General features: G+C 61.2%; 23 protein-coding genes and 1 pseudogene. 10 read left to right on the plus strand and 14 right to left on the minus strand.

Features of this window, described 5'->3' with window-relative positions; genetic code table 11:
• Positions 1-62 precede the first annotated feature (62 nt).
• Positions 63-602: a protease adaptor protein RcdA gene (rcdA, locus tag O6760_RS11830; RefSeq protein WP_269585560.1), complete on the minus strand. Its 540-nt coding sequence runs from the start codon at positions 600-602 to the stop codon at positions 63-65.
• A 410-nt stretch (positions 603-1012) separates the two neighbouring features.
• Positions 1013-1210: a DUF1192 domain-containing protein gene (locus O6760_RS11835; protein WP_269585561.1), complete on the minus strand. Its 198-nt coding sequence runs from the start codon at positions 1208-1210 to the stop codon at positions 1013-1015.
• A gap of 148 nt (positions 1211-1358) precedes the next feature.
• Between O6760_RS11835 and O6760_RS11840 the strand changes: the two genes are divergently transcribed.
• From O6760_RS11840 to O6760_RS11855, 4 genes and pseudogenes are all read left to right on the plus strand, one after another.
• Complete coding sequence (locus tag O6760_RS11840; protein ID WP_269585562.1) at positions 1359-2363, plus strand: NAD(P)H-quinone oxidoreductase; 1005 nt, start codon at positions 1359-1361, stop codon at positions 2361-2363.
• A gap of 153 nt (positions 2364-2516) precedes the next feature.
• Positions 2517-3212, plus strand: a pseudogene (locus O6760_RS11845) (DUF1013 domain-containing protein); the annotation flags it as partial.
• Between the two features lie 341 nt (positions 3213-3553).
• Positions 3554-4510: a TAXI family TRAP transporter solute-binding subunit gene (locus O6760_RS11850; RefSeq protein WP_269585563.1), complete on the plus strand. Its 957-nt coding sequence runs from the start codon at positions 3554-3556 to the stop codon at positions 4508-4510.
• A 121-nt stretch (positions 4511-4631) separates the two neighbouring features.
• Positions 4632-6425, plus strand: a complete 1794-nt coding sequence (locus O6760_RS11855) for a TRAP transporter permease (protein ID WP_269585564.1) — start codon at positions 4632-4634, stop codon at positions 6423-6425.
• A 111-nt stretch (positions 6426-6536) separates the two neighbouring features.
• Here O6760_RS11855 and O6760_RS11860 read toward each other — a convergent pair whose 3' ends face one another.
• A complete protein-coding gene (locus O6760_RS11860; protein WP_269585565.1) occupies positions 6537-7226 on the minus strand; it encodes a M50 family metallopeptidase in 690 nt (229 codons plus the stop codon).
• Between the two features lie 158 nt (positions 7227-7384).
• Between O6760_RS11860 and O6760_RS11865 the strand changes: the two genes are divergently transcribed.
• Positions 7385-7720, plus strand: a complete 336-nt coding sequence (locus tag O6760_RS11865) for a hypothetical protein (protein ID WP_269585566.1) — start codon at positions 7385-7387, stop codon at positions 7718-7720.
• 36 nt (positions 7721-7756) lie between these two features.
• Positions 7757-8545 carry a TSUP family transporter gene (locus O6760_RS11870; RefSeq protein ID WP_269585567.1) on the plus strand — a complete coding sequence of 263 codons (789 nt, stop codon included), beginning with the start codon at positions 7757-7759 and terminating at the stop codon, positions 8543-8545.
• 26 nt (positions 8546-8571) lie between these two features.
• On the opposite strand, the gene O6760_RS11875 is transcribed toward O6760_RS11870, so the two are convergent.
• The gene (locus tag O6760_RS11875; RefSeq protein ID WP_269585568.1) at positions 8572-9477 is read right to left on the minus strand and encodes an SDR family NAD(P)-dependent oxidoreductase; all 906 of its coding nucleotides are present in this window, start codon (positions 9475-9477) and stop codon (positions 8572-8574) included.
• Positions 9478-9642: 165 nt separating this feature from the next.
• On the opposite strand from O6760_RS11875, the gene O6760_RS11880 reads away from it, so the two are divergent.
• Entirely contained in the window at positions 9643-10512 is an 870-nt protein-coding gene (locus tag O6760_RS11880) for an AraC family transcriptional regulator (protein ID WP_269585569.1), read from the plus strand.
• Positions 10513-10680: 168 nt separating this feature from the next.
• Here O6760_RS11880 and O6760_RS11885 read toward each other — a convergent pair whose 3' ends face one another.
• Positions 10681-11490, minus strand: coding sequence for an alpha/beta fold hydrolase (locus O6760_RS11885; RefSeq protein WP_269585570.1), 810 nt, complete (start codon positions 11488-11490; stop codon positions 10681-10683).
• A gap of 424 nt (positions 11491-11914) precedes the next feature.
• Between O6760_RS11885 and O6760_RS11890 the strand changes: the two genes are divergently transcribed.
• Positions 11915-13138 (plus strand): endonuclease/exonuclease/phosphatase family protein, encoded by a 1224-nt coding sequence (locus O6760_RS11890; RefSeq protein ID WP_269585571.1) that lies wholly within the window; start codon positions 11915-11917, stop codon positions 13136-13138.
• A gap of 36 nt (positions 13139-13174) precedes the next feature.
• Here the strand turns inward: O6760_RS11890 and O6760_RS11895 are convergent, their stop codons facing one another.
• Entirely contained in the window at positions 13175-13861 is a 687-nt protein-coding gene (locus O6760_RS11895; RefSeq protein WP_269585572.1) for a helix-turn-helix transcriptional regulator, read from the minus strand.
• A 104-nt stretch (positions 13862-13965) separates the two neighbouring features.
• On the minus strand, positions 13966-14361 hold the full coding sequence (locus tag O6760_RS11900) for a RidA family protein (protein ID WP_269585573.1): 396 nt from the start codon (positions 14359-14361) through the stop codon (positions 13966-13968).
• 284 nt (positions 14362-14645) lie between these two features.
• On the opposite strand from O6760_RS11900, the gene O6760_RS11905 reads away from it, so the two are divergent.
• A complete protein-coding gene (locus O6760_RS11905) occupies positions 14646-14969 on the plus strand; it encodes an ArsR/SmtB family transcription factor (protein WP_269585574.1) in 324 nt (107 codons plus the stop codon).
• A gap of 114 nt (positions 14970-15083) precedes the next feature.
• Here O6760_RS11905 and O6760_RS11910 read toward each other — a convergent pair whose 3' ends face one another.
• Positions 15084-16484 carry a calcium-binding protein gene (locus O6760_RS11910; protein ID WP_269585575.1) on the minus strand — a complete coding sequence of 467 codons (1401 nt, stop codon included), beginning with the start codon at positions 16482-16484 and terminating at the stop codon, positions 15084-15086.
• Between the two features lie 356 nt (positions 16485-16840).
• Here O6760_RS11910 and O6760_RS11915 point away from each other — a divergent pair, with 356 nt between their 5' ends.
• Complete coding sequence (locus O6760_RS11915; protein ID WP_269585576.1) at positions 16841-17668, plus strand: LytTR family DNA-binding domain-containing protein; 828 nt, start codon at positions 16841-16843, stop codon at positions 17666-17668.
• A 132-nt stretch (positions 17669-17800) separates the two neighbouring features.
• Here the strand turns inward: O6760_RS11915 and O6760_RS11920 are convergent, their stop codons facing one another.
• The 6 genes from O6760_RS11920 to O6760_RS11945 form a co-directional block, all read right to left on the minus strand.
• Positions 17801-18097: a hypothetical protein gene (locus O6760_RS11920; RefSeq protein WP_269585577.1), complete on the minus strand. Its 297-nt coding sequence runs from the start codon at positions 18095-18097 to the stop codon at positions 17801-17803.
• A 272-nt stretch (positions 18098-18369) separates the two neighbouring features.
• Positions 18370-19404, minus strand: a complete 1035-nt coding sequence (locus O6760_RS11925) for a peptidoglycan -binding protein (RefSeq protein WP_269585578.1) — start codon at positions 19402-19404, stop codon at positions 18370-18372.
• Positions 19405-19421: 17 nt separating this feature from the next.
• Positions 19422-20411, minus strand: coding sequence for a flagellar motor protein MotA (locus O6760_RS11930; protein WP_269585579.1), 990 nt, complete (start codon positions 20409-20411; stop codon positions 19422-19424).
• A 288-nt stretch (positions 20412-20699) separates the two neighbouring features.
• Positions 20700-21506, minus strand: a complete 807-nt coding sequence (locus tag O6760_RS11935) for an inositol monophosphatase family protein (RefSeq protein WP_269585580.1) — start codon at positions 21504-21506, stop codon at positions 20700-20702.
• Between the two features lie 72 nt (positions 21507-21578).
• Positions 21579-22142, minus strand: coding sequence for an elongation factor P (gene efp, locus O6760_RS11940; RefSeq protein WP_094074798.1), 564 nt, complete (start codon positions 22140-22142; stop codon positions 21579-21581).
• Positions 22143-22301: 159 nt separating this feature from the next.
• Complete coding sequence (locus tag O6760_RS11945) at positions 22302-23435, minus strand: tetratricopeptide repeat protein (RefSeq protein WP_269585581.1); 1134 nt, start codon at positions 23433-23435, stop codon at positions 22302-22304.
• Between the last annotated feature and the right edge of the window lie 9 nt (positions 23436-23444).

Consider the following 23444-nt stretch of genomic DNA (forward strand, 5'->3'; position numbering starts at 1 on the left):
ATACCAAAAAAGCCGCCTCGCGGCGGCTTTTCGAATGCAATAGAGGCTGGCTGCTGCCCGGTTCAGCCGAACTTGCCGAAAGCGGCGTGCAGCTTGTTGAGCTGCGAGGCGACCGGGTTGTCGTTGGTGGCTTCCTCGGCAGGTTCCTCGGACTTGCGGTACAGCATGGTGTCGAGATGAACGATGCGCTCCTGGAGACGTGTGGAGCGTTCGATCAGCGCGCGCAGACTTTCAGGCAGATCGCTCCAGGACGGGCCGCCGGTCGCGCTTGAAAGCTTGTCGAGGCGGACCTTGTTCTTCTCGCTGCCTGCCTGCTCGCGGGACATCTCGCCCTCATTGACCGCGCGTTGCAGCAGCAGCCAGGACGCAAGCTGCATCAACCGGGTGGTCAGGCGCATGGATTCCGTCGCGTAGGCCAGTGAGGCCGGGCGGGGCAGCTGCTTGGCTTCCTCGCGGCCATCGCCGTCCAGATACATCGCCGTCTCCTCGACCAGCGACATGCCTTCCTGAAACAGCGTCTGGAAGCTGTCCGAGCTGGCGAGGTGATGCGCGATATGCACTGCGCCAACTGGTTCACCGGCTTTTTTTGTGTCTTCCGTCATGAATGCTACGCCTCAGTTACAGATCCGATCGTCCCGCATCTCTTCTTGTCCCGTCCCGGAATGTGTCACTCCGTTGCAGGTGTTCCTTTTTGGAACGATGCAGGTCTTCATGGCCTATAACTAGCAAGGCACGTGCCAAACGGTTTCGAAAACGGCCATTAACCAGAACTCTGACAAGATACTATGAGGTGGAGGCAAAAAAAAGAGCCGCACGGTTGCGGCTCTGAGTCTTTAACAGGGAGGCGTCAAACAGAGTGGACAGGAGCCACTCACATCCAGATGACTGGATAACTAAATTTATACTTTGGAAAGATTAATAAGAGGTAAACGAGTAAATTTTTACCTACCACGTTTACATCAGGTGCCGTAGCGTCGCCTCGCTTTCTGCGAAATATGCAATATTTTGCAGGCTATTTCTGGAAGAACGCGTCAGCGGCATTGCGAATAGTGCCGCGTTGTTCCAGTTCGTTCCGGGTTCGGTTAATTTCCGCAGTCAAAGCTTCGATTCGTTCCGCCAGCTCTTCCTCGGACAAACGCGACAGGTCCTCACCGACAGTGATCGCGCCGGCCGGTGATTTTCTGGGGACATCATCATCAAATAGGCTCATTGTCTCGTTTCCAAGCGTGTGCCAGTCCGGGTCCGGACACCTTGCCTGTCCGGCTGTCTTTCCGGCAAATAGATAGGTGACGATTCACCATAGGCCAGGCACAGTTGGCCTAGCCAGTCCCAAAATGAACCAAAAAGGATCGAGCTCCATGCAGAATCTGCCGGAAAGCATGACGGTTGTCGCGATTTCGGAGCCCGGCGGGCCGGACGTCCTGAAGGCGGAACGAAGACCGATTCCCGATTTGGGACCGGGGGAAATCCTGATCCGTGTCGTTGCTGCCGGTGTGAACCGGCCGGACGTGTTGCAGCGCAAGGGGGCCTATCCGCCGCCCAAGGGAGCCTCCGACCTGCCCGGCCTGGAAGTCTCCGGCGAAGTGGTGGCGTGCGGCGAAGGCAGTACGCGCCACCAGGTGGGGGCACAGGTCACGGCCCTGGCTCCCGGCGGTGGTTATGCCGAATACTGCAAGGTGCCGGAAGGTCATGCCCTGCCGATCCCGCAAGGTCTCTCCATGGTGGAAGCTGCGGCGCTGCCGGAAACCTTCTTCACTGTCTGGACAAATGTCTTCGACCGGGTCGGCCTCAAGAGCGGCGAGCGTTTCCTGGTTCATGGCGGCACGTCGGGGATCGGCACGACCGCTATCCAGCTGGCCAGGGCCTTCGGCGCGGAAGTGTTCACCACCGTCGGCTCGGACGACAAGGCGGAGGCGGTGAAGAAGCTCGGGGCGGATCACGTGATCAACTACCGGGAGGCGGCGTTCGAAAAGGTGATTCTGGAGATCACCGAAGGCGCCGGTGTCGATGTGATCCTCGACATGGTCGGCGGTGACTATGTCGAACGGAACTGGAAGGCGGCTGCCGTCGAGGGGCGTATCTGCCAGATCGCCACTCTGAACGGCATTGCGGAGAACGTGAATTTTTCCCGGCTCATGGTGAAGCGCCTGACCCATACCGGATCGACGCTGCGGCCTCGCAGCGATGCCTTCAAGACCGCGATTGCCGACAGCCTGTCTGAGAAGGTCTGGCCGCTGATCGAATCGGGGAAAATCGGGCCGGTGATGGATTCGACCTTTCCGCTGGGTGAGGCCGCCGAGGCGCATCGGCGCATGGAAAGCTCTGGCCATATTGGCAAAATCGTTCTGTCGGTGAACGATTGAATGCACGCAAATTCAGCGGGAACGCAAATTGTGCGTTCCCATTTGCGTTTCGCCCGGATTTCTCCTATATTCCGGCCACTTCCCAGGAAACTGACACGGAACACCGCTTTTTCGCCCCGCCGGGCGAGGGAGCAGACGAGAGGAATTTATCCGATGGCGAACACGCCGCTGATGCCGAAGGCAACCGCCGTCTGGCTCGTTGACAACACCGCGCTGAGCTTCACGCAGATCGCAGGCTTCTGCAAGTTGCACCCGCTTGAGGTCAAGGCGATTGCCGACGGCGAAGCCGCGCAGGGGATCAAGGGGCTCGACCCGATCCTGACCGGCCAGCTCACCCGCGAAGAAGTCGAAAAGGCTCAGAAAGATCCGAATTATCAGCTGAAGCTGCAGGGATCGAAAGTGGTTGTTCCCGAGGCCAAGCGCAAAGGCCCGCGCTACACACCTGTTTCCCGCCGTCAGGACCGGCCGAATGCCATCCTGTGGCTGGTGCGCAATCATCCGGAACTCAAGGACGCGCAGATCATGCGCCTGGTCGGCACGACCAAGCCGACGATCGCGGCCATCCGTGACCGCACCCACTGGAACTCCGCCAACCTGACGCCGTCCGATCCGGTGACGCTCGGCCTGTGCAGCCAGCTGGAACTCGACATGGAAGTCGAAAAGGCGGCCAAGAACCTGCCGCAGCCGGTCGCCGGTGCGGAGGAAACCCTGATGCCGGTCGAGGAATCGACCAGCGACGACGCGATTGCCGCGGCGTTCTCCTTCGATCCGAGCCAGCCCGTGAAGCGCGAGGAAGAAGAGGAAATCGACGCGGATGCGGTCTTCGCAAACCTGGGGTCCCTGAAGTCCGCACCTGTTGAAGACGAGGCCGCCGACGTGGATGCCGGCTCGGTGTTCGACCAGGATACCGGTTCTGAAGAAGAAGCCGTCGCCGTTGAAGAGGCTGCTGCCGAAGACACAGCCGCGGCAGAGGACGAAGCCGGCAACGAAGACGAGGCCGCTGATTCAGAGGCCGCGTCCGAAGACGAAGAAACCAAATAAATCTCCCGTAAGCGGAGCTGCGATCAGGGCCGCCGGCTGGGTTCAGCCGGCGGCCTTTTTCTTCCTGAAAAGCGTACCGGATGGGAGCGAAAACGCGTTGCCACTCCGGCGATCCCGACTTAGTCTTCCAGACTTTCTGGGAGAACAACATGTCAAACAAACTGTTGAAGCTGGGCTTCGCCCTGACGCTTGCCCTTGGTGTCACACAGGCGCAGGCGGAAACACGGATCACCTACAAGTCCGCCAAATCCACTTCGTCCTACTATCAGATGGGTGTGCAGATCGCCGAAGCCGTGAAGGCGGGAAGCGATGGCGAGATGATCGTGACCGTCGAGGAAAGCCAGGGCTCCGTCCAGAACGTGATGGAAGCCCGGGCACGCGGTGGCGACTACGTCTTCACGACGCCTCCCGTTCTTGTTTCGCTTGCCCAGGGCGGCAAGGCGATGTTCGAAGGCAAGGGCGACCCCAAGTTCGACGAGATCCGGGCGCTGTTCCCGATTCCGTCGCTGACCATGCATTTCGTGATGTCCGCCGACAGCGGCGTGACCGACTTTGCCGGTCTGGAAGGCAAGACCATCCTGCTCGGCAAGGGATCCTTCGGTGCCAACGAAGGCGCGAAATATCTCAAGCTGTTCGGCCTTGAAGGCAAGGTCGATCTTGCCGAGGTCGAACTTTCCAACGCCGTCGCGGCTCTGAAGAACGGCCAGATCGACGGCTTCGTGACCGCAGGCTCCTGGCCGGCGCCGAACGTGATCGAGGCCGCCGCCTCGACCGGGGTTTCCGTCCTGTCTCTTTCCGATGACCAGATTGCCGAGACCAAGCGCACCAAGCTGGTCATCCCGGCCGGCACCTATGCCGGCCAGGAAACCGACATCGTCACCACGTCCCTGCCGGTCGCGGCCTTCACGACCACCGCCATGGATGACGACACGGCCTATGCGCTGACCAAGACGTTCTGGGAAGAAAAGGCCAAGATGGGCGAGGAAGCCCCGTGGTGGAACGGCGTGGACCAGGGTCTGATGGCCAACATCACCGGCAAGATCCATCCCGGCGCGGTGCGCTATTATGAGGAAGCCGGCATTTCTCTGACCGACGCCCAGAAGTAAGCTTCTTTTCAATTGTCTTCGGCGCGCGGCTTCCGGTCTGGACCGGGCTGCACGCCGGAATTTTTGCAGGTGGCCGGATCCGGCTGCACCGATTGCTCCCTATCAAGACACGCGACACATCATGATCCGCGGCGAAGCTGCCCCCACTCCATATTGGCGCATGGCGATGCTTGTTCTGGCCATCACGCTTGTCGTCTTTCATCTCGGGCTGATCTTTTCAGGCCTGGTTCCCAATCTGGTCAGCCGGCCGGTGCACCTGGCGCTGGCATTGCCCTGGATATTCCTGTTCGCCGGCGGCAGCATCGCTCAGCGTGTCAGCGGTGCTCTGTTGTGTGCGGCGGGCGTCGCGGCCTGCCTCTGGGTCGCGCTCAACCAGTCGATGCTGTCGGATCAATACGGGTTTCTGGAAGGTGACTTTCAGCTGGTCATTGCCATTGTTCTGCTGGTCACGGTGCTGGAAGGGGCCCGGCGCGCCATTGGCTGGCCTTTGCCCATCGTGGCCGCGCTGGCCCTGGCCTATGGCCTTTACGGGCAGCACATCCCCGGTGAATTCGGCCATTCGGGAACACCGATCGCCAGTTTTCTCGGAACTCTGACGATTGCCGAAGGCGGCATCTGGGGCAGCCTGACGGGGGTTTCCGTCAATGTGGTCGCGATTTTCGTGATTTTCGGGGCGGTGCTCAACGCGGGCGAGGCGGGGCAGGGCTTCATGAATGTCGCCGCTGCCGCCGCCGGCCGTCTGAAAGGGGGCGCGGCCAAGGTCTCGGTTCTATCCTCGGCGCTGTTCGGCTCCATCTCGGGATCCGCCTCGGCGAATGTCGCCTCCACGGGGGCCATTACCCTGCCGGCCATGACAAGGCTCGGCTATCCGAAGCGTCTTGCGGGCGCGGTCGAGGCGGTGGCCTCGTCCGGCGGACAGATCATGCCGCCGCTCATGGGGGCCGGCGCCTTCGTCATGGTGGAGCTGACAAGGGTGCCCTACACCCAGATCATGGCAGCGGCCCTGTTGCCGGCGGTGCTGTATTTCTTTGCCGTCTGGGTCGGCATCAACGCCTATGCGCGCCGCTTCGATCTTGCCGCGATCGCACGCGAGGACCAGCCGGAACTGAGACAGGTCTTCATCACCTCGGCGTTTTTCCTGGTGCCGTTCCTGGTGCTTCTGTACGGCATGTTCATCGCCGGGTTCACGCCGCAATATGCGGCCTGTCTCGCGATCCTGGCCGGTTTCATTCTCCTGCTCTTCAATGCCAGGGGCACATTCGATCCGCGCGAAATCCTGCGCCGCATGGAGAACGCGGTGCTGACCGCGGCGCGCCAGGTCTCCGTCATCGCCGCCATCATCGTCTGTGCCTCGATCATCATCGGGGTTCTCGCGATCACGGGCCTCGGCGTGAAGATCACGTCGCTGATCCTGTCGGGATCCGGCGGATACCTGTGGCCGTCGCTGTTCCTGACGGCCCTTGCCTGCCTCGTGCTCGGCATGGAGGTGCCGACAACGGCCGCTTACGTGATTTGCGTTTCCGTTGCAGGTCCCGCGCTGGTGCAGCAGGGGCTGGAACCGCTTCAGGCGCATCTCTTTGTGTTCTGGTTCGCGTTGATCTCGACGATCACGCCGCCCGTCTGCGGCGCGGTCTTCATTGCCGCCGGCATGGTCGGGGAGAACTGGCTGAAGGTGGCCATGACCGCGATGGCGCTCGGCATCGGACTCTATGTCATCCCGCTGGCGATGATTGCCAATCCCGCCGTGATCGAATTGGCGCACACGCCGTTTGCCGCGGTCCTGGCCGGGCTCAAGATCGGCGTCGGTCTCGCCCTTGTGTCCTTCGGCCTCATCGGCTTCCGGCTCGCCTGGCAGAAGCTTCTCTCCACGATGGCGGGTCTTGCAGTGATCTTTGTCGGCGGAGGTCTGTTATGACCCAGCGTCGGCTGGCGCGGACGGCATCCTTCCGGCATTGCGTTGCCCGGTTTTGGCGCTGATCTCGGGACGTGAAACGCCCGCTGGGGCGAAGGTCACGCCGGAGGCGGATCACGGCCCTGGCTTGCGCTTGCGAAACACCAGGTTGCTGTTGTCGCCCAGGCCGTGGCGCAGGCTGTAATAGATGATGGCCAGACTTGCGGCCAGCCACAGGCCGCCCCAGAAAATCGTCGGGCCGCCATACTCTTCCGCGAGCATGTAGGCATCCGACCGGATGCCGGAGCGGCGGATGGTGTCGTCGAAGATGTCGTAGGGCACGTACAGGATACTGGCGAGGCCGATCACCCTCAGGATCAGGTCGTTGAGTTCGACGCTGAGATAACGGGCGGCGGCCAGCATGGCGGCACCGGTACCAAGACAGAAGGCGAGGGCGAACCAGTCGCGGATATAGAGCGCGGTCACCACCAGCGTGAAGGCGCCGAGCCCTCCCAGGACAATCCGATCCGCCTTGGTTTTCAGCGCGATCATCATCAGGGACACGCCGAGCAGCAGGGAGCCGAGATACCCGGCGGTCAATGTCAGGAAACGGCTGCCGCCCCGGGTGATGGCATGGCCGCCCTGGTAGGGCGACAGGGAAATCTCGACGACGGAGCCGCCGGTCAGGATCGCGGCCAGCGCATGGGCCAGCTCGTGCAGGTAAACGACGAGGATCTTGAGCGGGATCGCGATCGCCGTGTTCCACAAAAGAAACAGCACTGCGGTGATCAGGATGAGTTGCCAATGGCTCTTGAGGATGGTCATGACGTTGAAAGGCAGGCAGGGGCGCAGAATGTCAACCTGGAAATTCTCAAGGATGTGCCCCGCTCAACGCTTGGTCAGGATTATCCATTCTCGCGGAGCGCATCGAGGACGAGACCGACAACACCACCCGGTTTGTCATTCTGGCGCGGGACCCGGTCATGCCCGACACGCGGCAAAAATGCATGAGCACCGTCCTGTTCAGGGTTCGAAATCTTCCCGCCGTGCTCTACAAGGCACTGGGCGGGTTTGCGACCAACAAGGTGAACCTGACCCGTATCGAGAGCTACATGATCGAGGGACAGTTCGAAAACACCCAGTTTCTGATTGACGCCGCTGCGCATTGCCAGGATCCGGCCTTCGAACTCGCGCTCGAAGAACTGGCTCACTTTGCCACCGAAACAACAGTGCTCGGATGCTATCCGGCACATCCCCATCGAGAGGTCGCAAGACGCGGGGCGCAGTCCACCGCTCAGCGTGACGCTGTCTCCGTTTGACCCGGGCCGCCCCACCCATTTCCGGGATATCCCTCATTGACCGACATAGCCCTTGAACTTGTCCTGCTCCTTTTCGTGGCCGCGTTTTTGGCCGGGTTCATTGACTCGATCGCGGGAGGGGGAGGCTTGATCGCAATTCCGGCGCTGCTCCTGGCCGGATTGCCGCCGCTCGAAACCCTGGGGACGGCAAAATTGCAGGCGCTGTTCGGTTCGGGATCGGCAGCCTATGCCTACGGACGCAAGGGACATGTCCGCGTGCGGACGGTGTTGCCGATGTCCTGCCTTTCGCTCGTGGGCGCCGTCCTCGGAGCCAGTCTCGCCACGATCCTGCCGCTCGAGATCCTGAAAGGGGCCTTGCCGCTCCTGCTGATCTTCATTGCCATCTATTTCGGCCTCAAACCCGATCCGGGAGGCGTTCACCGCCGGCGGCGCATCGCCTTCAGTGTGTTCGGCGCCACGGTCATTCCCGCGATCGCTTTTTACGACGGGCTCTTCGGCCCGGGGGCGGGGTCGTTCTTCATGCTGGCATTTGTCGCGCTCGCAGGGTTCGACATGCTCAAGGCAACCGCGCATACCAAGGTCGTGAATTTCGCGTCGAACATCGGCGGCCTGCTGGTGTTCGTGCTTCATGGCGCCGTGCTGTGGAAAATCGGCCTGGTCATGGGACTGGGTCAGATACTGGGCGCGCTCGCCGGCTCCCGGCTCGCCATGCGGGGCGGAGCGCGGGTGATACGTCCCCTTCTGGTGCTGACCAGCATCGCAATGGCCCTGAATTTGCTGCGCGATTCCTCAAATCCGCTCTTCGGCTGGCTGGGGTTTGCGTGACAGCAGCGCGCCGCGAACATGTCGCGTTACCCCTGCGCTCGCATCCGGTTCACCAACAGATCATCCTGAAGGATCCGGTCCCTGTTTTTGCAGATTTCGCCGACGTCCCAGTTGGCGCTGAGATACCGTCCTCTGGCCCAGTCGGCCGCACCCGAACTCAGCCAGACGGCAAATCCCGCCGCCAGCTCCGGGGCATCGACGAGGTATTCGTGAAGGAACTCCGGCATGGTCAGCCCGAGATCCGTCGCAACACCGCCCGGATGGATGGCAAAGCATTTGACGCCGTCGGCACCGTGATCGGTCACGACGAATTCGCACAGCCGGTTGATGGCATGTTTTGAGGTCTGGTAGTCGGACGCGCCCGGCATGAGCAGCTGTGCGCCGATCGAGGACAGAAGAATGAGATGACCGCCGCTGGTCGCCTTGTCCTCATGCGCGCCGGCAGAGGTGATCAGGTGGGGCAGCGTGTAGCGGATCACGTGATAGACGCCGCGCAGGTTCACCTCGAAACCGTGCCACCAGCTTTCCGGATCGGTTTCACCGATCTTGGTCCACTTGCCGAGATAACCGGCATTGGCATCGGCGAGATCAATGCCGCCGAATGCCGAGACGCAATCATCGACTGAAGCCTCCACCTCCGCCGCACTGGTGACGTCGCAGACGGAAACGCGGCACTGCGTTTCCGGGTTCGCCTGTCTGACCAGCTCCCGTGTTTCCCTCAGCGCCTCCTCGGAACGCGCCGTCAGGTAAACGGCCCGGGCTCCGGCACTGGCGAAGGCGACCGCTGTGGCCTGGCCGATCCCGCGCGAGGCGCCGGTGATGTAAACGACCTTGCCCGCCGCGCTGCCTTTCAGGGCGCCTGCGGGATCGATGGCGTCATAGACCGCGTGATGACTGCCGAGATCGAGAAACTGGTTTTGGATGGACGACATGAGACGCTCCCTGCTCCGCCGGTGAACCTGACAACAACAGATAGCCGGGATCTTTTCCCCATGCCTGCCAACTTCTCCGCCATGTCTGCCAATTCCTCCAAACAGCGGAACAATTGGCTGCAGCCGCCTCCGGTATCTGATACACAGTCCCGTAAGGAGGCCGGCATGGATCTGACCCATCTCATCGCGCTGAGCAACAGCTATCGATCTGACATATCGGAACATTTTGAAAGCCTGCCCGGCCTCGGCATTTTTTGTAGAAACGGCATCAGTGATATCGAAGCCTTTGTCTATGAACCGGCAATCTGCCTGATCCTTCAGGGGAGCAAGGTCACCTCGATCGGAACCCAGCTCGTGGAACTTGCGCCCGGCGACGCGCTCCTGATCAGCCACGATGTGCCTGTCGTCTCCAGGATCACCCGCGCGAGTGCCGAAGAGCCCTATCTCGCGGTGGTCCTGATACTTGACCTTGCGCTGTTGCGCAGTCTCTACGACCAGGTGGTGGATGCCCTGCCACCCGCAGCAAATGGGCCTGCCGTCCGCTCGCTCACCACGCGCCAGGCGGATCCGGTCTGGCTGGCTCCGCTCGTCAGATATCTGGAACTCGCGGGCCGGCCCCTGGACGCGAGGGTTCTGGGCCCGTCGATCCGGCGCGAAATCCACTACCGGCTTCTGCTTTCCCCGATTGGCGGCATGTTGCGAAACCTGCTGATCGCCGACAGCCATGCCAGCCGGATCGCCAGGGCCATCGGCAAGGTGCGAAAGGACTTCCGGGCACCGCTCAGCGTGACGGATCTTGCCCGCATCTCGGCCATGAGTCCGTCCTCCTTTCACGAGCATTTCAAGTCGGTCACGGGAACCACACCGCTGCAATATCAAAAGGACCTGCGCCTGATCGAGGCAAAGGCCCTGCTGGTGTCGCGGCAGCACACGGTTGCGGAAGCCGCCTATGCGGTCGGTTATGAGAGCCCGACCCATTTCAGCCGCGACTACAGCCGCAAGTTCGGCCAGCCGCCGAGTCTGGAACTCAGCTGAAAGCGCTCTGAAAAAATCGCGAGCGGATTGGCCAAGGATCGGGGCGGGCGGCGTATCGGGTGGCCGGTCCGCCTTGCTCATCCGATGCTTGAATTCCCGGCGTCGTCAGAGCCGATGCCAATTCCTTCGTGACACGGTCGGGACCTCCGTCGATCCGGAGGCAGCCTCTCAAAGATGTTGCAGCAACGCGCCAAGCAGCGCCTCGGGCGCGTCCTCCTGGACGATGTGGGCGGCGCCGGGTATGACCGTGAAACTGTCCGCGGACAGCATGCGCCGCAGTTTTTCGCCCCGTTCGACCGGGATAAAGGTGTCATGCTCTCCCCAGATCAGGTGAACGTCGAAATCGGGTTTCCGGTAGCGCGCTTCGGCCTCGGAAATGTTGCCCGGATCAGCCTGGGCGATCTGCCTGTAGAAGGCGGCCTTGCCTGCGTCTCCGCGCCAGGGCGCCGCGTAGATCTCCATCGCATCCTTCCGCAGCGGATAATGCGCCGCCTGCTGTATATAGGCCTTGAACAGGGCGTCGTGGGCATAGTCCGGCAGGCCGGCGAAGGCGGCTTCGTGATGGGCCACATGGGCATAGAAGGGCGACCCGGACGGCAGGACGGCGACCGGATCCACGAGATGAAGCCTGCCGTAGTCGATGCCGTTGACGAAATGACCCCGCAAGGCCGCCAGTCCGCCGAAATCATGACCGACCACCCGTGGCCGCTTCAGGCCCCAGTGTGAGATCAGGGCTTCCAGAAGGTCGCTCTGGACCGATTCATCGACCTTCTGACCGTCGGCCATTTCCGACTGACCGAATCCCAGCATGTCGAAATAATACACTTTGCTGGTCCCGGCCAACCAGGGCGCGATACGGCGCCAGGCCTGCGCCGACCAGGGAAAGCCGTGGATCAGAACGACCGGGTCGCCTTCTCCCATGGATCCCCAGGCGACCCTCTGGCCGCGGAACGAAAAACTGTTGTCGAGCTGAAGCATGTCCGGTTCCTTTATCGATATTTAGCAATATTGCTATATGACAATGATAATGAGGTCAAGATCCGACCTGATCAAGGCGCTGGCCAGCGAAAACAGGGTGCGGATCCTGCGCCGCACCTTGTTCGTGCCGGTCAGGAAACAGCGGAAAGGGTCCAGCCAATCGTGCAGCGCGGTCCCCGCGTGCGTATCAGCACCGACTGGCGGGCTCCTGGCGTGAGCAGGGGCCCAGAACGCTCGCAACTGCCTGTTTGAAGCCTCAGATGGCCGAGCAGTTTCAGGTGCCGTCTTCGACCGTCCCGGGATAAATGAAGAGCCTGGCATGTGTCGTGGCCCCTTGGCCGTCTGTGCGGCACTGGACACCAGTTGTACCAACCTCAATAGGCAGGGACCTGCAGAAAGACGGTCCCGTCAGGGTGCGTTCCCCTTGAGCTTGAAGAAAACGGTGCCCATTTCTCAGGGTTGCATGACTTACGGGATTCAAGCTATACTTGAAACATTGCTTGTGGTCTTTGCTGGGAAGGCGTTTCTTATGCCGGTTAAGCTTCGTATTGCCACCTTTAATTTAGAAAATCTTTTTACCAGGTTTGATTTCAATGCATTTCTGAAGGGACCAGGCAGTCGCGAAGCCAGGTATCTTGCGCCTATTGTTCAATTCCTGGCTGAATATGGCGACGGTGACCTTGAGGATTTCGATGATTTCAGGCAGTTGGTCCGAACCGCTTCCATATCCCAGGACGACGACAAGCGGCAGCATACCGCGCTGGCACTTGCGCAATTGAATGCGGACGTTGTCGCGTTCCAGGAAGTGGACAGTTTCCGCGCTCTGGAAAGATTCCTCTCAGCCTATTACGCAAAGCTGGGCGAGACATCCTATCGGCATGTCGTGCTTCACGAGGCCAATGACATGCGCGGGATCGATGTTGCTTTCGCCGCGCATGCGGATTGGCCCCTGTACACCCGTTCACATGCCGATCTGACGCCTGCATGGGTCGACAACACGGCTACGGGACAAGAACTGCTTGCAGCCTTTCCCAAGGCAAAGAGGAAAGCCGATGACCTTAATCGTAATCGTATCTTCAGACGGGACTGCGTGGAAGCGGTGCTGAGCAAAGCGCCCGTGACTGTCTTCAACTGTCACTTCAAGTCCATGGGCGGCGGCCGGGACAAGAGCATGGGCATGCGCCAACTCGAAGCTATTACCGTTCGTGAGATCATCAATAGAAAGTTTGAGGATCCCGGCTCAGCGCTTTGGTGCGTGGTCGGAGATTTGAATGACTATCGGCAGGTCATCAAGGTTCGCGGCCGGCTGGATGAAGACGGAAATCATGTCGAGGACATCGAGACATCCGAGGAGTCCGGAGTCGATCCGTTGCTGCATGACGGGTTCGGGGTGAATCTTGCCGAATTGTTGCCTGAAAAAGAGCGCTGGACCCACTATTACGCGGGCGAAAAGCACAAGACGCAGCTTGACTACATAATCGCGTCTCCCGCCCTTTCAGAAAAAATCGTCGGCGTTCCGGAGATCGTCCGTTTCGGAATGCCGTACCGCGTTCCCAATTCTCAAGACGTTCCTCGTTTCCCGCGTGTGGGCTGGGACCGTCCCAAAGCTTCGGATCATTGCCCCATGGTTGCGGAATTCCGGATCTAGAGCGGTTCCGGGCAAGGGCCGGGCTGAAAGGGGCGGTTATTGTCCGCCGACCTCGCACGTGTCGGACGCCAGGAAGGCGCGGAGCCCCTTCGCGTCCTCGTCTTCAAAAAGAGTGTCGGTAACGGCCAGCTTCACGATGCGATCAAAGCGGAAGGTGCGGAAATCCTGCCTGAGTTCGCACCAGGCGGAGAACATCCAGCCGTCGGTCAGGTTCCACAGAACGAGCGGGTGCACGCTGCGTTCCGACTGTTTGCCCGTTCCGTCTTCATAGACCAATTCGACCAGAAACCTCTGGCGAATGGCCTCGCGGATCAGGCTTACGTTGGGCGGGGCGCTGTTTCTGATCTGCAGGCTGAAATAGGGCGCATCGGCCAGCTTGCGCTCCTCGGGCCTGGGCAGGCCCGCCTGGATCTTGGCGCGCGCCTCGAGAGCCGCCGCAGCGAGTGCCGGATCACCGGTGCGCTCGACAAAGGCCAGCCCGATCGCAAGCGCATCGATCTGATCGTGGGTGAAGGTCAGGTTGGGCAGATCGAAGCCCGGCCGCATCAGGTAGCCGATGCCGGCCTCCCCTTCGATGGGAAGGCCGGAGGCCTGGAGATGCGCGATGTCGCGGTAGATCGTGCTTAAGGAGACTTCGAGTCTTTCCGCCAGCTCGCTGCCGCGGATGACGTCACGGGTCCGCATTTCGTTGATGATCCGAAACAGGCGTTCCGCGCGTCGCATCCGCTGTCCCTGCTGTTTTCGATCACGGTCCGTTGCCGGCCCGCTTCGGGTCTGCTCGGTTTCGCCGGACCCGACAGATGTGTTCCGACCGGCGTGATCTGGTTTCAGTCGGCGGCCGTCGCTTCGATCTCGAAGAGGAGAGGCGGCAATGCCAGCCGGGACACTCCAAGTAGGGTCATTGGAGGCGCGGCGTCAACCGGCCCGAAGCGTGCGCCCATAAGATCGAAATTCTTCAGCGCTTCGTCGACGTCGGTGGTGAAGATCCGCAGGCTGGTTACATCGCCAAGGCTCATGTCGGCAGCGCCAAGCACGGCTTCCAGGTTGTCCAGGGCAAGCGCGATCTGGCCGCGCATGTCGCCGGGGTGCCGCGGGTTGCCCTCGCTATCGACCGCGGTCTGGCCGGCGCAGACCAGATGCCGGCCGGCATCCTCCAGAGTTTCGGCCTGATTATAGCCCAGTTTCAGGGACCAGGGCCAAGGGTTGACAGGTGTTCTTTTCATAGGTGCGTGTTCCTTCGCTCGTTCGGAGAGCCACAAGGAACCACAGGCCTGCTGTCACCGTGGTGAGAGGAGTGCGGGGCGGTCCGAAGGAAATTTCGCAGGCAATCCTGAGACCGGATGCTGACAGGAAGCCGGTGCCCAAAACCCGTCGGTCGCCGTCTGCACGATTCGCGAAGAGAGCTGGAACGGCACCTTGTCCAGACTCGCATGACTTCCAGCCGTGGTTCCGGACCGTGTTGCCGGCTCTTTTTGAAGTTTGGCAATATTGCTATATAGCCAAGGTCATGACGTCGAGAACCGACCAGATCAAGGCCTTGGCCAGCGAAAACAGGATGCAGATCCTGCGGTTGCTCATGGCGCCCGGAACAGAATTTTCGCATCAGGAATCGGCCGATCCGGAAACGGTCGGCGTCTGCATGAACCTGATCGCGGAGCGCCTGGGCGTTTCCCAGCCGACCGTCAGCCGGCACATAGAACTCTTGCGCCGCGCAGGGTTCCTGACGGTCAGGAAACAGCAGAAATGGTCCTACTGCGCGCGCGACGAGGATGCGTTGCGCGAGTATCACGGCTGGTTGGCAGGCTCGCTCGGGATCGAAGAAGCTTCTTGAGGGCCGTGGTGTGGCCCGGAGCGCCGATCTGTTGACCGCCGCAAGTCTCGGGGGCGGCATTTTCCGGCACTTGCAGCTGTTCGTCCCGAACAGCTGCAAGGTTTGTCTGGCCTATCAGAGGAAAAGGAACTCGGCATCGCTCAGGTTGGCCAATGACACATCCGTCAGCAGCACGGATGAGGCGGCGCCGGTCGTGATCAGGACACCGTCAGCCGTGTCGACCGACGAAGCGATCAGCTCGCTCATGCTGGAGATGGATGACAGTCTGCTGAAATCGATGAGCTCGGCGGGATCCGCCACGTAAAATCCGAGGATCGTGTCGTTGCCGTGATTGTCCGCGAACAGGAATGTGTCGGAGTCCTCGCCGCCAAACATGGTGTCATCACCCTTGCCGCCGATCAGAAGGTCTTCGCCCGCACCTCCTCTGAGCTGGTCATTGCCACGTCCTCCGGCAAGAATGTCGTCGCCGGTGCCGCCGCGCAAGGTGTCGTTGCCTGCGTTGCCGCGGAGCGTGTCGTTGCCTTTGCCGCCAAGGATCGCGTCGTTTCCGCCGCCTCCGCGCAGGTCGTCATCGCCTTTCTGTCCGTAGATATTGTCCCTGCCGGCACCGCCCAGAATGGTGTCGTCACCATTCTGGCCATACAGAAAATCACGTCCTCCGGAGCCGTCGATGAAGTCGTCGCCGCGGCCACCGTAAATGTCGTTGCGGCTATCCGAGCCCAGGATCGTGTCGTCATCCAGCCCGCCGCGAACGATCTCGAAATCATAGGCAAAGGCGTAGATTGCGCCTGTGTCTCCCCATGTCACCAGGCCGGATTCCAGATCGACCTCCAGGCCCCATGTGAGGTCGGAAAAACTGAACGTGTCGATACCGTCGCCGCCGATGAAGGTCTGTCCGAGAACGAGAACGCCTGCGCTCACGTCAAAGGTATCGTCACCGTCACCGCCGTTCATTAAAAGCGTGTCTGCGCCTGGAATGAGGATGTCGTCTCCGGAACCGGCGAGAATGTTTTCAACACTGGAAACGGTCGCAACCCAGTCGCGATAATTCGTGAGTGTCCCGGCATTGAGGTCGTAGGTTATTCCGAGAGTTTCGTCCGTGAAATCGAGACTATCATCACCAAGGTTGCCATCGAGATGGATGCCGGGATCAAATCCACTGGCGGTATAAACGAAAGTGTCGTTACCCTCGCCGCCGTCATAGACCAGGACACCGCCCAGGAGGTGGAAGGTGTCCGCACCCGATCCGGCAATGATGTGCTCCCAGCCGCCGGTATAGGCGAAGGCGTAAAGATCCTGGCCAATCGATTCGTCATAGACGCCAAGCGGAATGGTGCGGTCTTGCACCCAGGCCTGTTGACCGTAGAAATAGGTCATTCCGCCGGGGACAGCCGAGAAATTGAGGGTGTCGTATCCCAGGTTGCCGAAGTAGATGCTGATCCCCTGGCCTGGTAGCCACCATTGTGAGCGTATGAGCGTTTCGTCGTCATATGAGCCGATGTACCAATCTGCCATGTCAATAATCCCTTGAAACAATCACTTGTTGAGTTGCCGGATTTGACGCCCTTCAAGTCCGGTAGTTTGCCCTGGCGACACCTTGTGCAATTCAGTTTGGGTCCAGTCCGTTGCCTTCCGTCTCATCGAAGCTGCCGGCTCCCCGAAGACGGTTGCGGAGCCCGTCGGCACTAAAACGCCATTCGGACTCCAACGCGGCCGTCTCGCACCGGCTGCGGCGTGATCGACGATTTGTCGGGCACGACGCAGTCCTCTGAAGAATTCGGCCGTGCAGACAGGACTGCGAAATTCGAGTGTGCTATGAAAGGCAAGTTTCGCGAAAACCTTTGAAAACAGGGACGAAAATTCGTAAAGACATGTTCACGAAGCGTGAATTTACAATCGTTTTTGATCTTGAGCGAAAGCTGTTCCTGTATTTCGGGGTGGCTTTGCTGGCCACCTTTTTCGGGCCGTTCGGGACTTACGACCTGATGACGTTCTGGGAACGCATGGTGTTCTGGTTCCTGGACATCCTGGGTGGCATGGCGATCATCGTTTGTGTCTTGCACGTGTTCTTTCACAGCCGCCTGACGGCGTTCATCCCGCCATTTCCGCGCTTCTTGTTGAGTGTCGCTTTCGGGGCATTGCCCACGGCGGCCTACATCACGGTTCTCTTCTCCCTGGTCGGTCCGCGGATAGAAATCACCACGCCCTACCCGATGCTTGTCGCGCAGGTGGTGGTGTTCTCGACGATCCTGCTGCTCGCCGAGTTCTTCCTGTGGCCGGCCGTTTTCGGCAGGACCGAGGCACCGGTTGTCGATGCCAGAAGCGATGTCTCCGAGGTGGAGCCGGAGCCGACGGACGACCCACAGGTCGTTCCGCTCCTGAACCGGCTGCCCGACAACTGCCGGGTCGGCGCTGTCATTTCGATATCCATGCAGGATCACTATGCCGAGGTGACCACGACAACGGGTGCGTCGCTTCTGCTGATCCGCTTGACCGACGCGATCGATCTTCTCGAAGGCTATCCCGGGTGCAGGATCCATCGCTCGCATTGGGTCGCCCGGGATTTTGTTTCGAACGTTGAGAAAACCGGAAGACGCATGATCGTCCGCATGAAGGATGGCAGGGAACTGCCCGTCGGCGCGACCTATGTCGAGACTGTCAGGCAGCAGTTCAAGCTGGGGCAGGCCGCAACTTCCTGATCTGCAGGGTTATCCCGCTTTCAGGCGTTGGACCTCGACAAACACTCCAGGGACACTCTGGGAACATTCCGGCCGGCAACAGACGGTGGTCGTTTCAACGGCAGCGTTCTCCCGCACACAAGCAGGGCTGGCTTATCGGGACGTTGCACGGTCGTAGTCCTGTGGGGTGACCAGCTCAAAATCAAGGGTTCCCAGATACTCCTCGGCGACATGGATCTCCATCCTGTATTTGCCCAGAGGGTCGCCTTCAACGACGCACCATTCATTACCGATTGTGCCGTTTTGAGGTGTTTCGAACCTTTCGGTAATGGACGTCGTACGGTCCTTCGTGATTGCGTTGGCCGCATAGGGATCGTTTTCGCCGGACCAGGTTTTGGGCGCGGCGGGTAGTGAAAACACTTCCCTGAAGCCGACCATTTCCTTCGACAAGGAAACCTTCACACGCCAACCGTAGCAAGCTCGCCCGGGCAAATTCGGGACAAGGGGCAGATGAGACACTTTTGTGCTGCCGTCTGACTGCGACACGATCGTATAGAAGCTAAGGTGATGGTTCTTGTCGGTGTCCACCGAAGCGGGCCAGGCCACACACGTGAACCCTGATAATATCGCGCTTGCGGCACCTGTCAGGCGCAAGGCTGCCCGGATGTGCGGCTTCACCGATTTTTGTCCGGCGGGATCCGGCCTGTTGCGAGAGAGAGTTCTCAACGCTCCGTAAGCTTCAATTCGATCCGGCGATTTTTCGCCAGTGCCTCGGGCGACTCGCCTTCTTCCAGGGGCTGGAACTCGCCGAAACCGGCGGCGACAAGGCGTTTGGGATCGACGCCCTTTTCGATCAGGTAGCGCACGACCGAGATGGCGCGGGCGGCGGAAAGCTCCCAGTTGTTGCGCAGGCGGCCGGTGCCCGAAAGCGGGCGGGCGTCCGTGTGGCCGTCGACCCTGAGCACCCAGTTGATCTCGTCCGGGATCTGGCCGCTGAGTTCCAGGATGGCTTCTGCGAGCTTGTCGAGTTCCTGCTGTCCGTCCGGGTTGATGTCCTCCTGGCCTGAATCGAACAGCACTTCGGACTGGAACACGAAGCGGTCGCCGACAACGGAAATGTCGGAGCGCTGGGACAGGATCTCGCGCAGGCGGCCGAAGAAGTCGGAGCGGTAGCGCGACAGTTCCTGAACCCTCTGGACGAGGGCGGCGTTGAGCCGTTTGCCGAGGCTGGCAATCTTGGCCTGGCTGTCGGCTTCCTTGGCCTCGGAGGCTTCCAGCGCCGCGTTGGCGGCTGCGATCTGGCGGCGGAGCGCGGCGATCTGCTGGTTGAGCAGTTCCACCTGAGCCAGGGCCTCCTGGCTGATCTGGCGTTCGTCGTCGAGCAGGTTTTCAAGACGGGTGGCGCGGCCTCCGGCCGCATCCGCGGCCCCGGAGCTGCTGTCCAGCAGGCCGAGAAGACGGGTCTGTTCGGCTTCGGCGTCCGACAGGCTTGCCTGCAGGCCGAGGATCGTGTCCTCCAGCTCGCCGGCATTGGCGCGTTCCAGCGCAAGAAGTTCGGTCAGTTCGCTGATCTGGGCATTGAGCCGGTTGAGCACCGTGTCCCGGCCGGAAAGCTGCTGCGACAGGAAGAACTGCGCGATCATGAAGATCGACAGCAGGAAGATGATGACGAGCAGGAGCGTTGCCATGGCATCGACGAAGCCGGGCCAGTAGTCGGTCGCCTGTCCCCGGCGGCGGGCACGCAGTCCTCCTGCCATTGAAAAACGCTCCTAGTTTATTCTTTCGCCCGGTCGAAGGCCGCGGCGATGGAGGTCAAAAGGCCCTCGATCCGCTTCTGCTGCTCACCCTGGGACTCGGCCCAGTCGCGCATCATCTGCTGTTCGGAGCGCACATGCTTGACCAGCCCCTGGATGCCTTCGGCCAGGTTGGCCATGGCCTGGTTCGCGTTCCGGCCGCCGCCATCCTCCATGCTCTTTTGCAGCGCCGAGATCGAGGCCTGGATCTGTTCGACACCGGGCGAGTCCGATGCGTCGAACAGGCCTTCCTCCGAGGCAATATCTGTGACGGTGGAGAGCCAGTCCTCCAGCTCGTTGTAGAACCGGTTCTGGGCCTGGCCCGCCTGAAGATCGAGGAAGCCGAGGATCAGGGAGCCGGTCAGGCCGAACAGCGAGGACGAGAAGGCCGTGCCCATGCCGGACAGCGGTGCCTCCAGGCCGGCTTTCAGGTCCTCGAAAATCACGTTGGCATCGCCCGAGCCGACATCCAGCGACTGGATGGTGGCACCGACCGAGCTGACGGTCTGCAGCAGGCCCCAGAAGGTGCCGAGCAGGCCGAGAAACACCAGAAGGCCGGTGAGGTAGCGCGACATCTCGCGGCTCTCCTCAAGGCGCATGCCGATGGAATCCAGGATCGAGCGCGCGGTGGTCGGCGTCAGGGCCATGTCGCCGGCCTTGTTGCCCAGAAGGGCGGCCATCGGCGCCAGCAGCACGGGCGAGCGGGTGTCCAGGGCCGGATCGCCGATGCGGAAGGAGTTGACCCAGGTGATTTCCGGGAAAAGCCGGATCACCCGGCCGAACAGCAGCAGCACGCCGAAGACGCCGACCAGGACAATCAGTCCGTTGAGGCCGGGATTGCTCATGAAGGCGGTGGAGATTTGCGGGAACAGGATGAAGGCAATGAAAGCGACGATCACCAGGAAGATGATCATGAAGGTCAGATAGGCCCTCGGGCTGGACAGGCTGTAGGGGTCAAATTCTCTGGCCATATTGCTCAATCGGTCACCTGTTTCAGACGTAACCGATTGATAGCGTGATTTTTAACACCTTGGAAACCTCTTAAAGAGGCTGAAACGGGAATAAACCCTGAAAAGGCCGAATTCGGGTGTCTTCTTCCACTCCATCGTCATCCTGAGGAGCGCGCTCGCGCGCGTCTCGAAGGATCGGCCAGGCACTCCGAAACAAGTTGCCGATCCTTCGAGACGGACCTTGAGGTCCTCCTCAGGATGACGTGGAGTTTGTGTCCCAGCCCCAAAAAGACATTGGTCGCGAGGCTTTTACCCCTGGGCCGGAGCTTCCGCCTGTTTCAGGAGCCGCAGCAAATGCTTGTGGGCATCCTCGTTGCCGACGACGACGTCGCCGCTGTCCAGCATCTTGTTCTTGCCGGCCAGGTCGGAAACGAAACCACCGGCCTCGCGCACCATCAGCAGCCCTGCGGCGATGTCCCAGGAATTGAGATTGCGTTCCCAGTAGCCGTCAAGACGGCCCGAGGCGGTCCAGGCAAGATCGAGCGCGGCGGCACCGCAGCGTCGGATGCCGGCGACTTCCGGCATGATGTAGCGCAGCTCGCGCAGGGTGCGGCCGTGGTCGCCCTTGCCGATGAAGGGCAGGCCGGTGCCGAAGACCATGTCATTCAGCTCGGTGCGGCCGGCAACGCGCAGGCGGCGGTCGTTGAGGAAGGCACCGCGGCCGCGCTCGGCCGTGTAGAGCTCGTCCATGACCGGATTGTAGATGACGCCTGCGACGATCTCGCCCGCGCGCTCCAGGGCGATGGAGGTGGCGAAGATCGGAATGCCATGCAGGAAATTGGTGGTGCCGTCGAGCGGGTCGACATGCCAGCGATGCTGGCCGTCGGTGCCCTCGACTTCACCGCTTTCCTCCATGACGAGACCGAAGGTCGGACGCGCCCTGGTCAGTTCGGCGCGCACGATTTCCTCGGCCTTGCGGTCGGCGGCCGAGACGAAGTCTCCAGGGCCCTTCCGGGAAACCTGCAGGTTTTCCACTTCGCCGAAATCCCGGACCAGGGAACGCCCGGCCTTGATTGCGGCTTGAACCATCACGTTGAGGAGAGCTGTGCGGGCCATCGATTGTCACTTGTTGTTGGGCTGCGCCCGGCTTGTTCCGGACGCGCCAATTTAAAATTCTCTAAAGCCGGATCAGTCCGCGCGGCGGACATATTCCAGGGTGCCGGTGTCGACGATGATCTTCTCGCCGGCGGTGATGAAGGGCGGCACCATCACGCGCACGCCGTTTTCCATGAGCGCAGGCTTGTAGGACGACGACTGGGTCTGGCCCTTGACGACGGCGTCGGCTTCGGAGATTTCCAGGGTCACATGCTGCGGCAGGGTGATGCCGATCGGGCGTTCTTCATGCAGTTCCACGGTGACCATCATGCCGTCCTGCAGGAAGGCGGCGCGGTCGCCGACGAAATCGGACTGGAGTTCCAGCTGCTCGTAGGTTTCCGTATCCATGAAGATCAGCATGTCGTCCTGGGTGTAAAGGTACTGGAAGTCCTTCTGCTCCAGGCGCACGCGCTCGACCTTGTCCTCGGAGCGGAAACGCTCGTTGAGCTTGCGGCCGTCGAGCAGGTTCTTCATCTCGACCTGTGCGAAGGCGCCGCCCTTTCCGGGCTTGACGTGCTGGACTTTGACAACCGCCCACAGGGTGTCCTGGTGCTGAAGCACGTTACCGGGCTTGATTTCGTTTCCGTTGATTTTCATGGAACGACCGACTTTGCGTATTGTTAGGATCTTGAGCAGCGCGGACACCGGCCGGGAAGCCGGGCGCCGGAAATAGCTCGCGCCTGTCCACCACAAAAGCCCGGAAAGTTCAAGGAAAAAAGGCAAACATCCTTACAAATCGGAGCGGCATCGCAAGGTTTACGGAGATTCCCGTGCCGGATCCTCCGAAGGGGCCATCAGTGTGGCCGAGTATTGTTCGGCCAGCTTCTTGGCCTCGGCCATCGTGGTCTCGTCCAGGCTTTCCACGATCCGGTCGAGGTTGAAATCCGAAACGCCGAGCGTCCGCGCAATCAGATGCCAGCCCGCGGCTGCGGCAAAGTCCTGTTCGCGGCCGCGGCCATAGGCGTAGACGCGCGCCAGGCGGTTCATGGCAACCGGGTTGCCGGCGGTTGCCGCCCGTTCGAACCAGTCCGCGGCTTCCGACTCGTCCGGGTCGACGCCTTTGCCCTGGAACCTGAGGATGCCGTAATAGACCTGGGCGGAGGTATGACCGCGCCGCGCCGCGCGGCCCAGCCAGAACGCCCCCTGACCGGGATCGTTCAGACCGGTCTGGGCCTCGATATAGCTGAGGCCAAGCGCGTATTGTGCCTCGGGGTCATTCAGTTGGGCGGCCTCTTCGAGCAGCTCGCGCGCCTTTGCCTCGTTGAACGGGCGGCCTTCGCCTTCCTGGTAGAGCAGGGCGAGATTGTACAGGGCGGACGCGTTGCCTGCGGCGGCGGCCTGCTCGAAATAGTCGGCGGCTTTCTTCTTGTCGGTCTCCACGCCGGTTCCAAGCAGATAGAGCTGCGCCAGCTGCATGGCAGAGCCGGCGTCGCCCTTGGCGGCGGCCAGACGGTACCAGTCGGCCGCCTTGGCCTTGTCCTGCCGGATGCCCAGGCCGGCTTCATGCAGGACGCCCAGCATCGCCTGTGCGGCCACGTCCTCCTGTTCCGCCAGCGGTGTCGCAAGTCCGAGAGCGGTCAGGAACCAGCCGCGCTGAAATGCGGAATAGGCGGTCGAGGCGGAGGCCTTGTCACCTTCCGCCAGCTTTGGCGGACCCGCATCGATGATGCTGCGCAGGGTCTTGTCCTTCGTGGTCACGTCGATCAGGGCCGGGACAGGGGCGCCACCGTTTGTCGCTAGTGTTTCAGCGGCGGCTCCGGGAGCCGGCGCCGTGTCGCCGTCCTGTTGCTGCGCCGTGGCCGGGGAAGCCGACAAAAGGGCAAGTGTGACCGTCGCCAGCAGCTTGGCGGCGCCTGAGTTCCGTCGAAGGCTCACCCTTGTTGTGGGCATGGATCCTGC

It is taken from the genome of Roseibium sp. Sym1, assembly GCF_027359675.1.
Lineage (GTDB): Bacteria > Pseudomonadota > Alphaproteobacteria > Rhizobiales > Stappiaceae > Roseibium.

What these genes read in the sequence shown, in the direction of transcription:
- O6760_RS11905 (WP_269585574.1), top strand. Translation starts at nt 14,646, where the DNA reads ATGACGTCGAGAACCGACCAGATCAAGGCCTTGGCCAGCGAAAACAGG.
- O6760_RS11860 (WP_269585565.1), bottom strand. Translation starts at nt 7,226, where the DNA reads ATGACCATCCTCAAGAGCCATTGGCAACTCATCCTGATCACCGCAGTG.
- O6760_RS11835 (WP_269585561.1), bottom strand. Translation starts at nt 1,210, where the DNA reads ATGAGCCTATTTGATGATGATGTCCCCAGAAAATCACCGGCCGGCGCG.
- O6760_RS11915 (WP_269585576.1), top strand. Translation starts at nt 16,841, where the DNA reads ATGTTCACGAAGCGTGAATTTACAATCGTTTTTGATCTTGAGCGAAAG.
- O6760_RS11885 (WP_269585570.1), bottom strand. Translation starts at nt 11,490, where the DNA reads ATGCTTCAGCTCGACAACAGTTTTTCGTTCCGCGGCCAGAGGGTCGCC.
- O6760_RS11910 (WP_269585575.1), bottom strand. Translation starts at nt 16,484, where the DNA reads ATGGCAGATTGGTACATCGGCTCATATGACGACGAAACGCTCATACGC.
- O6760_RS11935 (WP_269585580.1), bottom strand. Translation starts at nt 21,506, where the DNA reads ATGGCCCGCACAGCTCTCCTCAACGTGATGGTTCAAGCCGCAATCAAG.
- efp (WP_094074798.1), bottom strand. Translation starts at nt 22,142, where the DNA reads ATGAAAATCAACGGAAACGAAATCAAGCCCGGTAACGTGCTTCAGCAC.
- O6760_RS11925 (WP_269585578.1), bottom strand. Translation starts at nt 19,404, where the DNA reads ATGGCAGGAGGACTGCGTGCCCGCCGCCGGGGACAGGCGACCGACTAC.
- O6760_RS11875 (WP_269585568.1), bottom strand. Translation starts at nt 9,477, where the DNA reads ATGTCGTCCATCCAAAACCAGTTTCTCGATCTCGGCAGTCATCACGCG.
- O6760_RS11865 (WP_269585566.1), top strand. Translation starts at nt 7,385, where the DNA reads ATGCCCGACACGCGGCAAAAATGCATGAGCACCGTCCTGTTCAGGGTT.
- O6760_RS11895 (WP_269585572.1), bottom strand. Translation starts at nt 13,861, where the DNA reads ATGCGACGCGCGGAACGCCTGTTTCGGATCATCAACGAAATGCGGACC.
- O6760_RS11880 (WP_269585569.1), top strand. Translation starts at nt 9,643, where the DNA reads ATGGATCTGACCCATCTCATCGCGCTGAGCAACAGCTATCGATCTGAC.
- O6760_RS11945 (WP_269585581.1), bottom strand. Translation starts at nt 23,435, where the DNA reads ATGCCCACAACAAGGGTGAGCCTTCGACGGAACTCAGGCGCCGCCAAG.
- O6760_RS11850 (WP_269585563.1), top strand. Translation starts at nt 3,554, where the DNA reads ATGTCAAACAAACTGTTGAAGCTGGGCTTCGCCCTGACGCTTGCCCTT.
- O6760_RS11840 (WP_269585562.1), top strand. Translation starts at nt 1,359, where the DNA reads ATGCAGAATCTGCCGGAAAGCATGACGGTTGTCGCGATTTCGGAGCCC.
- rcdA (WP_269585560.1), bottom strand. Translation starts at nt 602, where the DNA reads ATGACGGAAGACACAAAAAAAGCCGGTGAACCAGTTGGCGCAGTGCAT.
- O6760_RS11930 (WP_269585579.1), bottom strand. Translation starts at nt 20,411, where the DNA reads ATGGCCAGAGAATTTGACCCCTACAGCCTGTCCAGCCCGAGGGCCTAT.
- O6760_RS11900 (WP_269585573.1), bottom strand. Translation starts at nt 14,361, where the DNA reads ATGAAAAGAACACCTGTCAACCCTTGGCCCTGGTCCCTGAAACTGGGC.
- O6760_RS11855 (WP_269585564.1), top strand. Translation starts at nt 4,632, where the DNA reads ATGATCCGCGGCGAAGCTGCCCCCACTCCATATTGGCGCATGGCGATG.